13 protein-coding genes are annotated in these 12,939 nt (G+C 65.7%); 11 read left to right on the forward strand and 2 right to left on the reverse strand.

The window, feature by feature from the left end:
- The first annotated feature begins 58 nt into the window (after positions 1–58).
- From BM118_RS08515 to BM118_RS08565, 11 genes are read left to right on the forward strand one after another with little or no spacing between them, the layout of a single operon-like run.
- On the forward strand, positions 59–502 hold the full coding sequence (locus BM118_RS08515) for an SRPBCC family protein (protein WP_092183960.1): 444 nt from the start codon (positions 59–61) through the stop codon (positions 500–502).
- Positions 503–504: 2 nt separating this feature from the next.
- The gene (locus BM118_RS08520) at positions 505–1,323 is read left to right on the forward strand and encodes an FAD binding domain-containing protein (RefSeq protein WP_092183962.1); all 819 of its coding nucleotides are present in this window, start codon (positions 505–507) and stop codon (positions 1,321–1,323) included.
- Positions 1,324–1,329: 6 nt separating this feature from the next.
- Positions 1,330–1,806 (forward strand): (2Fe-2S)-binding protein, encoded by a 477-nt coding sequence (locus BM118_RS08525; protein ID WP_092183964.1) that lies wholly within the window; start codon positions 1,330–1,332, stop codon positions 1,804–1,806.
- Between the two features lie 10 nt (positions 1,807–1,816).
- Entirely contained in the window at positions 1,817–3,403 is a 1,587-nt protein-coding gene (locus tag BM118_RS08530) for a xanthine dehydrogenase family protein molybdopterin-binding subunit (protein WP_092183966.1), read from the forward strand.
- Positions 3,404–4,426, forward strand: coding sequence for a xanthine dehydrogenase family protein molybdopterin-binding subunit (locus BM118_RS08535; RefSeq protein ID WP_092183968.1), 1,023 nt, complete (start codon positions 3,404–3,406; stop codon positions 4,424–4,426). It abuts the gene before it with no gap.
- A gap of 10 nt (positions 4,427–4,436) precedes the next feature.
- Positions 4,437–5,318: an AAA family ATPase gene (locus BM118_RS08540; protein ID WP_092183970.1), complete on the forward strand. Its 882-nt coding sequence runs from the start codon at positions 4,437–4,439 to the stop codon at positions 5,316–5,318.
- Complete coding sequence (locus BM118_RS08545) at positions 5,315–6,436, forward strand: vWA domain-containing protein (protein ID WP_092183972.1); 1,122 nt, start codon at positions 5,315–5,317, stop codon at positions 6,434–6,436. Before BM118_RS08540 ends, BM118_RS08545 begins: the two co-directional genes overlap by 4 nt.
- Positions 6,433–7,317 carry an amidohydrolase family protein gene (locus BM118_RS08550; RefSeq protein WP_092183974.1) on the forward strand — a complete coding sequence of 295 codons (885 nt, stop codon included), beginning with the start codon at positions 6,433–6,435 and terminating at the stop codon, positions 7,315–7,317. The genes BM118_RS08545 and BM118_RS08550 overlap by 4 nt, the downstream gene beginning before the upstream one ends.
- Before the next feature lie 31 nt (positions 7,318–7,348).
- Entirely contained in the window at positions 7,349–8,197 is an 849-nt protein-coding gene (locus BM118_RS08555; RefSeq protein WP_092183976.1) for an MBL fold metallo-hydrolase, read from the forward strand.
- 16 nt (positions 8,198–8,213) lie between these two features.
- A complete protein-coding gene (locus BM118_RS08560) occupies positions 8,214–9,785 on the forward strand; it encodes an isochorismatase family protein (protein ID WP_092183978.1) in 1,572 nt (523 codons plus the stop codon).
- A 3-nt stretch (positions 9,786–9,788) separates the two neighbouring features.
- Positions 9,789–10,415 carry an FMN-dependent NADH-azoreductase gene (locus tag BM118_RS08565; RefSeq protein ID WP_092183980.1) on the forward strand — a complete coding sequence of 209 codons (627 nt, stop codon included), beginning with the start codon at positions 9,789–9,791 and terminating at the stop codon, positions 10,413–10,415.
- A 91-nt stretch (positions 10,416–10,506) separates the two neighbouring features.
- Here BM118_RS08565 and BM118_RS08570 read toward each other — a convergent pair whose 3' ends face one another.
- Both BM118_RS08570 and BM118_RS08575 read right to left on the reverse strand, forming a co-directional pair.
- Positions 10,507–11,529, reverse strand: a complete 1,023-nt coding sequence (locus BM118_RS08570; protein WP_177234104.1) for a glycoside hydrolase family 5 protein — start codon at positions 11,527–11,529, stop codon at positions 10,507–10,509.
- An 11-nt stretch (positions 11,530–11,540) separates the two neighbouring features.
- Positions 11,541–12,836: an O-antigen ligase family protein gene (locus tag BM118_RS08575; RefSeq protein WP_092183984.1), complete on the reverse strand. Its 1,296-nt coding sequence runs from the start codon at positions 12,834–12,836 to the stop codon at positions 11,541–11,543.
- Between the last annotated feature and the right edge of the window lie 103 nt (positions 12,837–12,939).

Genomic DNA, 12,939 nt, shown 5'->3' on the forward strand with positions numbered 1-12,939 from the left:
GCGGCGCGACCTCTCCCCGCAAGCGGGGAGAGGTGAAGAAAACAACCGAGGCCTAGCCGTGCCGCATATCGTCAAGAGCACGATCCTGGATGCGGCGACCGATGCGGTCTGGTCCGTGCTGCGCGATTTCAACGGGCACGACCGCTGGCACCCGGCGGTTGCGACCTCCACGATCGAGCGCGCACAATCCTCCGACAAGATCGGCTGTATCAGGCGCTTCAAGCTGAAGGACGGTTCCGAGCTGCGGGAGCAGCTCTTGGCGCTGTCCGATCTGGAACAGTCCTTCAGCTACTGCCTGCTCGATACGCCGGTGCCGATGTTCAATTACGTCGCCCATGTCCGGCTGCTGCCGGTCACCGACGGCGACCGCACCTTCTGGCACTGGGAGTCACGCTTCACCACGAGGCCGGAGGATCGCGACCGCATCACCCACATGGTCGCCGAAGACATCTACCAGGCCGGGTTCGAGGCGATCCGCCGGCATCTGAAGGAGGCCGCATAATCATGGCCGTGACAGTGAAGACGTTCACCAGTGCCAGCGAGGCGGCCGGGGCGCTGTCCTCGGACCGCAGCGCGCGCTATCTCGGCGGCGGCACGCTGGTGATGCGCGCGCTGAACGAGGGCGACGTCACGATCTCGACCGTCGTTCGCGCCCACGACCAGGCGCTGACCCGGATCGACGCATCCGGTCCGCGCGTGACGCTCGGGGCCGGCGTCACCTTCGCGCGCGTCCTCGCCGAACGGGACCTCGCCTTCCTGCATGCCCCTGCCCGTTCGATCGGCGGTCCCGCCGTGCGCAACATGGGCACCGTGGGCGGTAATCTCTTCGCCCCCAATCCCTATGGTGATTTCACCGTCGCGCTGCTCGCGCTCGACGCCACCGTCGCCGTGCAAGGCGGCTTTGGCGCGCGCGACATCCCGATCGAGGAGTTCCTGCAGGCGCGCGACCGCCAGGCCGGGACACTGGTGCTGTCGGTGTCCTGCACCCGGCCGACCAGCAATGAGGCCTTCCGCTATCGCAAGATCGCACGCATCAAGCCGAAGGGCGGCTCGGTCATCACCCTTGCCGCGCATCTGCCGGTCAGCGGCGGCCGGATCGCGGGCGCCCGCATCGCGCTGGGCTCGATGGCACCGACGCAGATCCGCGCACGCGCAGCCGAGCGCGCGCTCGAGGGCCGCTCGCTGGATACCGCGACCATCGCGGCCGCCGCATCCGCAGCGACCGAAGGAACATCGCCATCCGACAACGCGCTCGGCAGCGCCTGGTACCGCCGCGAGATCGTCGGCGTCCATCTGCGGCGCCTGCTGTCCGGCCAGGAATAGACAGTCATGTCCAAGATACCTCTGCAGTTTCGTCACAACGGCCGCGACGTCGCGATCTTCGTCGACGGCGGCACCAATCTGCTGGTGGCGCTGCGCGAGCAGATCGGCGACATGACGCCGAAATTCGGCTGCGGCCAGGGCGGCTGCGGCACCTGCAGCGTGCTGATCGACGGTGAGCTTCACCTTTCCTGCCTGACGCTGGCCGAGACCGTCGCCGGCCGCGCGGTCGAGACGCTCGACGGCATGAAGCAGGGCCCGAATTTGCATCCGCTCCAACGCGCCTTTGCCGACCATTTTGCCGCCCAGTGCGGCTATTGCACGCCGGGCATGCTGATGGCCGCAAAGGCCCTGCTCGACCGCAACCCCGCGCCGAGCCGCGCCGAGGTCGTCGAGGCGATCTCGGGAAATATCTGCCGCTGCACCGGTTACGAGCCCATCATCGACGCCATCCTCGCTGCTTCCGGCGGCCGAGCGAGTGCCTGAGGACTCCATCATGCTGGAACTGCGCAAGGACATCTTCGCCGACGAGCGCGACGATAATCTAAAGGAAATCGGCAAAGGGACGCAGCGCCAGGACATGCTCGGCCACGTCACGGGCACGTCGAGCTATTTCAACGACCATAAGCTCCAGGGCATGCTGCACCTGAAGGTCGTCCGCTCGACCCAGGCGCATGCAAGGCTGCGCCGTATCGACACCACCGAGGCCGAGCGCTCGGCCGGCGTGCGCCGGATCATCCGCGGCGCTGACGTGCCGGTCAATCTCAACACGCTGCTGAGCCTGATCAATTTCGGCAAGGACGACGAGCCGTCGCTGGCGGTCGACAAGGTCCGCTACAAGGGCGAGCCGATCGTCGCCATCGTCGCCGACAGCGAGCGCGAGGCATTCGAGGCGATCGCCAAGGTCAAGGTCGACTACGAGGTGCTGCCGTCGGTATTCGACGTCGAGGAGGCGCTGAAGCCCGGCGCGCCCGTGGTCAACGAGACCTACCCGAAGAACACATTCACCTATCACGATGTCTACGATCACCAGCGCTTGCGCTTCGGCGACGCCGATGCGGCGCTCGCCACGGCCGATCACGTTCTGGAGCAGCGCTACCAGATGTCGCCGATCGAGCACGCGCCGACCGAGACCAACGGCGCGATCGCCGCACCCGACACCAACGGCCGCTATGTCGTCTACACCTCGACGCAGGCGCTGTTCTTCTCGGTCGACACCTGCGCCAAGATCCTGGACGTGCCCTCCAACACCTTCCACTTCATCGGCGGCACCGTCGGTGGCGGCTTTGGCGGCAAGGTGGACACGCTGACCGAGCCGCTCGCGATCCTGGGGGCGATGCTGACCGGGCGGCCCGTGCGCTACGTGTTCGGCCGCGAGGAGGAGATGCAATACGGCCCGCCGCGCGGCGCCGAGCGCATCTACATCAAGGATGGCGTGATGCGCGACGGCCGCATCGTCGCGCGCAAGATCCGCGCCTATTTCGACAGCGGCGCCTATACGCGGCTGTCCAGCTACGCCGCCGTGAAATGCGCCGCGCACCTGCCCGGCCCCTACACCATCCCGAACGTCTATGGCGACGTCTATTGCGTCTTCACCAACCGGACGCCTGCAACCGCGATGCGCGGCTTCGGCGTCACCGCGATGGATTTTGCCATCGAATGCCAGATGGACAAGCTGGCAAACCTCGTCGGCATGGACCCGATGGAGTTCCGCATCCTGAACGCCTATCGCGACGGCGACATGAAGGCGCACAGGCGCGAAGCCAAGAACACCGCGCTGATCGAATGTGTCCAGGTCGCGGCCGAAAAGGCAAAATGGCCGATCCGCGACGAGTTCAAGCGGGCGTCCTCGCGCAAGGACGGCGGCGGCAGCCGCGCCGTGATCCCGCCGACACCGGCGGATTCGCGCAGCCGGCCGGCGGTGGCCGCGCAGCAGCGCACGACCTATGACCGGCTTCCGCCGACGGTCACCCGCGAGCCGCCGCGTGAGCCGCCACCACCGGCGCCGCCTCCCCCGCGGCCCGCTGCGCCCTCGCATGGCGCGACCCGTTTCTCCTCCGTTTTCGGCACCAGGAGGCGCTAGATGGCCCGACATCGCGGACGCGGCATGGCGTCGATCAACTATCCCATCGGCATGAATCTCGGCGGCGATCCCAGCCAGGCGCTGGTGCACTCCAATCCGAGCGGCAAGTTCACCGTGGCGCTGTCGTCGATCGACCTCGGCCAGGGCATGAAGTCGGTGACGCGGCAGATCTGCGCGGAGACGCTGGGCGTGCCGGTGGAGGACGTCTATGTCGACACGGCGGACTCCGACACCGGCCCGCATTGCATGGGCTCGTTCGCCTCACGCGGCACCCACCGCGTCGGCAATGCCGTGATGGCCGCGGCGCGCGAGGCGCGCGGCGTGATGATGGAAGCCGCCGCCGAGGAGCTCGAGGTCAACGCTGCCGATCTCGAGACCGACGGACGCGGCAACATCCATGTCAAGGGCGCGCCGCACCGCTCGATCTCGACCAAGGACGTCGCGATCGCCGCGCAGTTCAAGCAGGGCAAGACCATCTCCGGCCGCGGCATCTTCCTCGTTCCCCTCTCCAGCGTCGATCCGGAGACCGGCGAGATGTCGCCGGCAACCTGCTACGCCCATGCCTGCCTGGTCGCCGAGGTCGAGGTGGACGACGAGACCGGTGAGGTCGCGATGGTGCGCATGGACTCCGCCTATGAGCTTGGCCGCGCGCTCAATCCGCGTCTGGTCGAGCAGCAGCTGGTCGGTGGCGCCTGGATGGGCGTCAGCCATGCGCTTTACGAGACACCGGAGCCCTACTATCCCGACCCCGTTCACGGCCCCCGCGATTTCGTCGAATATCTGATGCCCGGCCCCGGCGATATCTGCCCGCACGACATCGCCGTGCTGGAGCGCCCTGCACCGGATGGTCCGTTCGGCGCCAAGGGCCCCGGCGAGATGTGCGCCAATCCGGTGTTGCCGGCCGTCGCCAATGCGATCTTCAACGCGGTCGGCGTCCGCATCGACGATCTGCCGATCACGCCGGAAAAAGTCCTGCGCGCGATCAAGACGCAGGGCGGCGCGCGGCCGCAGGCACGGCGCTAGAGGTCTTGCAATGGCGGTCCGCAGCAACATCGTCGGCATCGACAGCCCCGAAGCACTGGAGAAGGCGCTGCGCGCGGCCTATTACCTCGCCGACGAGGGCCTCGCGACCGCCGCCTATCTCGGCCTCGCCCTCGGCAAGCCCCTGCTGCTCGAAGGCGCGCCGGGCGTCGGCAAGACCGAGGCGGCGAAGGCCATCGCCGCAGTGCTCGGCCGCCGGCTGATCCGGCTGCAATGCTATGAGGGCATCGATTCAGCCGCGGCGCTCTACGAGTGGAACTACCCGCGCCAGATGCTCGCGATCCGCCAGGCCGGCGACGACAGCATCGACATCTATGGCGAGACGTTCTTGATCGAACGGCCGATGCTCGCCACGCTGCGCGCGCCGGATTCCACCGTGCTGCTGATCGACGAAATCGACCGCGCTGATCAGGAGTTCGAGGCCTTCCTGCTCGAATTCCTGTCCGACTTCCAGATCTCCATTCCCGAGCGCGGCACGGTCCGCGCGGCGGAGCGCCCCGTCGTGGTGCTGACCTCGAACCGGACGCGCGACCTGCACGAGGCGCTGCGACGCCGCTGCGTCTATCACTGGATCGACTATCCCACGGAAGAGCGCGAGGCACGCATCGTGATGCTGCGCGCCTCTAGCGTCGCGGAGGCGACCGCGCGGGCCGTCGTCGCGGCGGTCGGCAAATTGCGGCGCGAGCCGCTCAGCAAGGCGCCGGGCATCGCTGAAGCCGTCGACTGGGCCGAGGCGGCGACTTTGCTGCACAAGGGCGGCGCGCGCTGGCCTGATGCCTTCAAACGCTCGATCGGCGTGGCGCTCAAGGACGAGGAGGACCTGCACTTCATCTCGCCCCGGCTCGACGCGATGCTTGCGGAGGCGACCGCATGAGACCCGAACTGCAACTGCCGCAGGCGGTACGCGTGTTCGTCTCCTTCGTCGCACTGCTGCGCGCCAACAGCTTTGCCGTCGCGCCGGAGCAGACCACCATGTTCCTCACCGCGATCGAGCTGCTCGGCCCGCGCGACCTCGGCGATATCCGCCAGGCGGCGCTGGCCACCCTCGCCCCGCCGCCCGAGCGACGCGCGACCTTCGACCGGCTGTTCGATCTCCATTTCCGTGGCAGCGAGGCGCTCACGCGCGAGGACGACGGCGAGGACGACGAGACCGTCCGGCTTCAGGAGGAAGGCCGCGGCGACGAGGCGCCGCTTCTCTCCGACGACGCCAACGAATCCGGCCTCACCGCGACCCGCACCGAGGCGCTGGTCGAGCGCCGCTTTGCGCAACTCTCTCCCAGCGATGCGCTCCGCCGCCTGACCCGCGAAGCGCCACGGCGTCTGCCGAAGCGGCGCGGCCACCGGCGGATGCAGGCGCGTCGCGGTCCCTTCGCCGATCTCCGCCGCACCTTGCGCGACTCCGTACGCAGCGACGGCGAGGTCCTGCGTCTCGGCCACCTGAAGCGCAGGCAGCGCCCGCGAAAATCTCTGCTGCTGATCGACGTCTCGGGCTCGATGAAGAGCCGCACCGAGGAGAACATGAAGCTCGCGCACGCGCTGGTGCAGGCCGCGCCCAATGTCGAGGTCTTCACCTTCGGCACGCGCCTGACCCGCGTCACTCGCGCGCTGCGGATGAAACGGCGCGAACAGGCGCTGAATGCGGCCGCCCATCTCGTCAGCGACTGGGACGGCGGCACCCGAATCGGCGATGCCCTGCAAGCCTTTCTCGCGGTGCCGCGGTTCGGCGGCTATGCGCGCGGGGCGGCCGTCATCGTCGTCTCGGACGGGCTGGAGCGCGGCGCACCCGACGCGCTGCGCGACGCCGTGGCGAAACTGTCGCGGCGGGCCTGGCGCCTGAGCTGGCTGACGCCGCTCGCGACGGGCCCGGGCTTTCGCCCGCAGACCGAAGCGCTCGTCGCCATCGAACGCTTCGTCGACGATCTCGTCGACGGCGGGTCGAGCGCGTCGATCGTCGCGCATGTGCTGGCACTGGGACGAAGGAGAGTTGCGTGACCGAGATTGTCGACGGGCATCATCACATCTGGCGGCAGGCGGACCTGCCCTGGCTGATCGGCCCCATGCAGCCCCGCATCTTCGGACCCTACGAGCCGATCCGGCGCGACTATCCGATCAAGGAATATCTCGACGACCTCGAGGGCGCCGGCGTCACCCGCTCGGTCTACGTCCAGACCAATTGGGCCAACGACCGTTTCGAGGACGAGGCGGCGTGGGTGCAGCAGACCGCGGATGCGCACGGCTGGCCCCATGCCATCGTCGCCTACACCAATTTCGCCGTCGACGACGTCCGCCCGCAGCTCGACCGCCTCAAGCGGTATCCGCTCGTGCGCGGCGTGCGGATGCAGCTGCACTGGCACGAGAACCCGCTCTATCGTTTTGCCAGCCGGCCTGATCTCTGTCTCGACCCCTTGATCCGCCGCAACGTCGGACACCTCGCCGACTACGGCTGGAGCTTTGATCTCCAGGTGTTCACGCCGCAGATGCCGGGCGCCGCCGACCTTGCCGAGGCCTGCCCCAAGGTGACGTTCATCCTCCAGCACGCCGGGATGCTGGAGGATCTTTCGCCGGCAGGCCGCGCAGCCTGGCGCGCGGGAACGGCACGCCTCGCCGCATGTCCGAACGTGGTGTCGAAGCTGTCCGGGCTCGGCACGTTCATTCACCGCAACGATCCCGCGCATATCGCGGCGGTACTGACCGACACGGTCGCGATCTTCGGCGCCGAGCGCTGCCTGTTCGGATCGAATTTCCCGATCGAGAAATTGTGGACCAGCTATCGCGAGCTCGTCGGCGCGTTTCGCGCGGCGGCCGCTCCGCTGAGTACCGAGCAACAGGACGCGATCTTCCGGACCACCGCGGCGCGCGTCTATCGGCTTTGACGGACAAGAAACGAGACAGGGAGAGACACGGATGGCGCTGGAGATCAAGATCCTGGACTATGGCGATATCGAGCTGGAATCCAGCTTTCTGGTTCTCGGCCGCGATTGCGGCCGCACCCGCCGCGTCCTCACGCTCGGCTTTTTGATCCTCGGCGGCAAATATCCGGTCGTGGTCGACACCGGCTACCGCTCCAACCAGATCATGGAAACGCTGGGCATGCGCGGGCTGCAGTACCACGAGCACATGATCGAGAACCAGCTTGCCCGCCATGGCGTGCGCATGGGCGACGTGCGCTTCGTCTGCCACACCCATCTGCACATCGACCACGCCGGCAAGGACGATCTGTTCCCGATGAACACGACCGTCGTCCTCAACCGCAAGGAGCTGGAATATTCGGTCTCCGGCCTGATGCATCCGCAATATCCGGCGCCCGACATCAAGCACCTGATCGACCGCCTGCACACCAAGAGCGCGCTGCGTTTCCTCGATCTGGAGATCACCGGCCCGATCGAGCTGATGCCCGGCGTCTATTGCGACGCCGCCAACGCCCACACCGAGGGCTCCATGAACATCATCGTCGAGACCGCCGACGGCATTGCCACCATCTGCGGCGACGTGATCTACGATTTCAACGACCAGATCGTCACGCCATTCCACGAGATTCACGACTGGGAGCCGCGGACGACCGGCAACCACGGCACCAGCAAGCGGGCGGAGAAGGCCTCGATCAAGAAGCTGCTGAGCAATTCGCGCTATCTGCTGCCGGTGCACGACAGGCCGGCCAAGATCGAGGGCGGCATGGTCGTCGGCCGGCTGCACGACCAGGTCCCCGGCCCGATCGTGCAGTCGCTGCCCCCGCGCAACTGGTTCCCGGCCTGACGCCAAGGATCGACCGATGACGCATGTCACCTTGCGAAGTGAATTCGAGACCCTGATCGATCCCTATGCGCCGGTCGCACAGGTCGGAACGGGCTTTGACTTCACGGAAGGCCCGATCTGGCATCCGGTCGATCACTACCTCCTGTTCTCGGACATGCCTGGCGACGTTCGGCGGCGCTGGGACGCGCGGCGCGGCGTGGCCGAGGTCAAGCGCCCGTCGAACAAATGCAACGGCATGACCTACGACGCCGAGCTCAATCTGATCGTCTGCGAGCACGCGACGTCGTCGCTGATCCGCGAGCGGCCAGACGGGCGACGCGAGGTGCTGGCCTCGCATTTCGGAGGCCAGGAGCTCAACAGCCCCAACGACGTCTGCGTGCACTCCTCGGGCGCAATCTATTTCTCGGATCCCTGGTACGGCCGCATGCCGGTTTATGGTGTCGAGCGGCCACGGCAACTCGGCTTCCAGGGCGTCTATCGCGTCATGCCCGGCGGCGAGCCGAAGCTCGTGGTCGAGCGCAATCTGTTCGACCAGCCGAACGGACTGTGCTTCTCGCCCGACGAACGGCTGCTTTATGTCAACGACACCGTGCAGGCGCTGATCCGCGTGTTCGACGTCAACGCCGACGGCGCGCTCTCGAACGCGCGGGTGTTCGCGAGTGGCATCAAGTCCGAGCTCGAGCCCGGTCTGCCCGACGGCATGAAGTGCGACCAGCACGGCAATATCTGGGTCACCGCACCCGGCGGCGTCTGGGTCTATACGCCGCGCGGCGAACTGCTCGGCAAGCTTCGTGTGCCCGAGCTCGTCGCCAACCTCGCCTGGGGCGGGCCGGATTTCCGCACGCTCTATCTGACCTCGACGCATTCGGTCTATGCCATCCCGACCAAGGTAGGACCGCGCCACGAGCCCTATATGAGCGGCAAGCGCGGCGGCGGCGCAAGCGCCGGGCCCACGGCCGCAGCGCCCATCCTCACCGACGGCGAGATGCGGCTCGATCCGCAGCGCTGCGCCATGATCATCCAGGATCTTCAGAACGACGTCATCATGGATGGCGGCGCATTCGCCGAGTCAGGCGCGCCTGCTCACGCGAAGCAGCAGCATGTCGTCGAGAATGTCCGGCGTCTTGCCGAGGCCGCGCGGGCGCGCGGCGTCGCCATCATCCATGTCTGGTTCGTGGTCGAGCCCGGCGCCCCTGGCGTGACACTGAACGCACCGCTGTTCGAGGGGCTGGTCGACAGCAAGGCGATGGTACGAGGCAGCTGGGGCGCGGCGCCGGTCTCGGGCCTGGAGCCCCGGCCCGGCGATTTCGTCGTCGAGAAGATGCGAATGAGCGCCTGGGAGGGGACGCGGCTGGAGACGATCCTGAAGGCCACCGGCCGCGACATGATCATCAATACCGGCGCCTGGACCAACATGTCGGTCGAGCACACCGCGCGCACCGGCGCCGACAAGGGCTATTTCATGATCGTGCCGGAGGACTGCTGCTCGACCATGAATGCCGACTGGCACTCCGCCTCGATCAATTTTGCCATGCAGAACGTCGCCATCGTCACGCGAGCGGATGCCGTCATCAGAGCGTTGGGATGAGCGGTGGCAAAGCTCCTGCACCTCTCCTGCTCGCCGCGTCCCGACTCGGAGTCGAGCGCCGGCGCGCGCGTCTTCCTTGACGGATTTCACAAGGCGCGTCCCGACTGGGACATCGATGTCATGGATCTGTGGCGCGAGCGGATGCCGGAGTTTGCGGGGCCCATTGTCGAGGCCAAATATGCGCGGATGAAGGCCCAGGCCTTCGACGACGCCCAGCGCGACAGCTTTGCCGAGGCCGAGCGCATGGCGACGCGCCTGTCGCTCGCCGAACGCGTGCTGATCTCGACGCCGATGTGGAATTTCGGCATCCCCTACAAGCTCAAGCAGTGGTTCGACATCATCGTCCAACCCGGACTTACCTTCCGGTATGACCCGGCGTCGGGATATGTTCCGCTGCTCAAGGACCGGCCGACCATCGTCATCCTCGCCAGCGGCAGCGACTTCGTCACCGGCATGAATCGCGGCCGCACCGACATGGCGACCCCCTATTTGCGCGAGGTGCTGCGCTTCATTGGCATCAGCGACGTGCGCTTCGTGCCGATCGGACCGACCACCGGCCCGGCGGGCCCGATCCTCGCCGCGCGCGAGACGGCGTATCGACGCCTCGGGGAGATCGCCACATGGTTTTGATCGATTGGTGCCGCGCTACGCGATTGCGGGCGGAGTGAAAAGTTCCGCGCGGGGACCAAGATAACGGTGCAACGAAATCGCGGCTGTCGCTTCAACGCTTCGGCGGAATCAGCGCACGCAAGATGTCCGGCTTCCAGGCCTGACGCGCGCTATCGAAGGCCGCGAAATCATGGTCGAATTGCCAATAGGCCCATGACCAGCCAAGCCTGTCGGCGCTTCTCGCCATGAACGACAAATATCTCGCGCGGCTGTCGGACGGCGCGCGCTCATACACCCCGAACTCGCCGAGATAAACCGGGCGTTTCTCCTTCTCCGCCCAGAGATCCATCTTCCTGAAGTCAGCGGCAGCCTTCGCTTCGTCGTCCGGACTGCCCCAATCCAGCGGCCCGATCCGCGAAAACGTCGCAGACCACGGCGCGCCCTGATGCGTGAATCGTATCGGCGCGTAATAGTGAAACGTGACGATGAGGTTCCTGTCGTCGGCCGGCAGCGCCAGCTCGTCGACGGGGATGTCGTCCGTGTTGAGAACGGCGGCAATGACCGGCCGCTCCCGGTTGGTGCGGCGGATGATGCTAAGACATTCGTTGAGGAGAGAATTCCAGTCGGCGGACGTCATTTGCCCGCCGGGCTCGTTCAGGACTTCGAAGACCAGCGCGGGATATTTTCCGGCATAGCGCTCGGCGATCTGCCGCCAGAACGCCCCGAGCTTCTCGCCGCATCCGGAAACGTCGCGTTGGCAAACATGGGTGTCGTGCTCGTCAACGATCGGAATGAGGTTCCTTGCGAGGACTTCCTCGATGACGGCATCAAGCCGCCTCAGAACGATCTCGTCCAGGACGTTTCCCTCGCCCATGAACTTGAAGCCGAAGAAATTGATCCTGACGTGCGAAAATCCGGCCTTCTTGATTGCCGTCAGATTGTCCAGGCGGAACGGCGCGTTCCGGCCGCCTTCCCAGATCCCGTCATAGCCGAGAATATTGATGCCGCGCCCCAATTTCGGCAGGTCGCGGGAAGCAGCCTGCCCGGCGCCATGGGCATGGAAGCAGGACGACACGAGGAAAAATGCCGTTGCCGCAAGATTGAAGCTTCTCGTCCGAGCGCGGATCGCGGTCATCCTGCTTCCATTCATGGAGACTGGAAATCGGTCTGCGGCACAGGCCTGCACGTCGCAAAGAAGAACGCCACCAGCAGCACCGACGTGAACATGGTCGAACGGAGGAACGTCGTCTCCGTAAAATTGGTCTGAAAGCTGAGAACGACAAATCCGATGATGAGCGCGCAGTGCGACCGGTCGATCGCGCGGGCCGAAATCAGATGGAGAACCTTGTTCGAGAACAGAAGGACGCTCGCGGCGAAAAGCATGTAGCCGAGAAACCCCGTCTCCATCAGGATCGCGATATAGCCGCTGTGATAATTGTCGAGCACCCAGCCATGGTTCTGTTCGAAATAGTCGTAGATCGACGGGACCGTCCAGAAGCCGTTGATCCCGAAGCCGAGCAGCGGCGCGTCATCGAAATGGCTGATGGCGTAATGCCAGATGAACGTCCGCTCGGTCAGATCGATGGACGCATCACCGACATGGATCGCCTCATACCCCGTCGCGTAGAAATAGAAGATCAGCGCGCCGGCCAGCAAGCACATGACGAACGGCAGGACCGCATAGATTCTCATGCAGGTGACCGACCACATCGAGGTCACCAGCAATGCACAGGCGGCCAGGGCAACGGCACCGGCGCCCCGCGATTCCGACGCGAGGACACATGTGGACGCCAGAAGGAACGTCAGGAGGAAAGCCGGCCACCCCTGCCCCTTCAGCTTCAGATAGCAGGCGAAGAACATCAGATACGCACCGACGAAACCGAGGGTCTGCTTCGATTCATAGACGCCTTGCCATTGACCGTTATGCATCCAACTATGGTCTATCCCGATATCGGGTACGGCGAGCGCGCAGAAGGCCGATGCGGCCACCAATATGAAAAGCCCAAGGGCTGTGGCCCTGACGACCTCGTCCATGTCGATGCGCGTGATGAGACAGAATGCGCCGAAGGTCGTCATCGCGAGCGCCAGGCTCTTCATGATCGCAGCAGCGTTCAGACTGGTCCAGAACACGGAAGTAACAGCGAAGGCGTAGAATGCGACCAGGACGATCAAATCGGGATTGAACTGCAAGCGCAGCCGCGGGCGCACGAATGCGCTGGCGTAGATCAGGACGCCCCACATCAGGATCGCGACGGCCTGCTGCAGATAGGTCAGCTCCGCCGGCAACAGCGCGGTGTTGAAGGTGCCCATCGACGCGACGACGTTGATCGTGATCGAACAGCCAATTGCGGCCCTGGCAATCTTCTCAACGCCAACGCTGCGCGTCTTCCAGATCGCGCTCCCGGGAGCCCCGGAGTCCACCTCGGTCTGTAGGCTGGCCATGAATTGACCTTCCTTAAACGTGGTTAATTATTTGCTAGCGCGGGCAGGTCTCCACATTCCGGCCCCCGCGGCCGCGAGATCTTAAGACTTCGGTAACGATACG

Source organism: Bradyrhizobium sp. cf659 (assembly GCF_900113725.1).
In the GTDB taxonomy this organism is placed as follows: Bacteria; Pseudomonadota; Alphaproteobacteria; order Rhizobiales; family Xanthobacteraceae; genus Bradyrhizobium.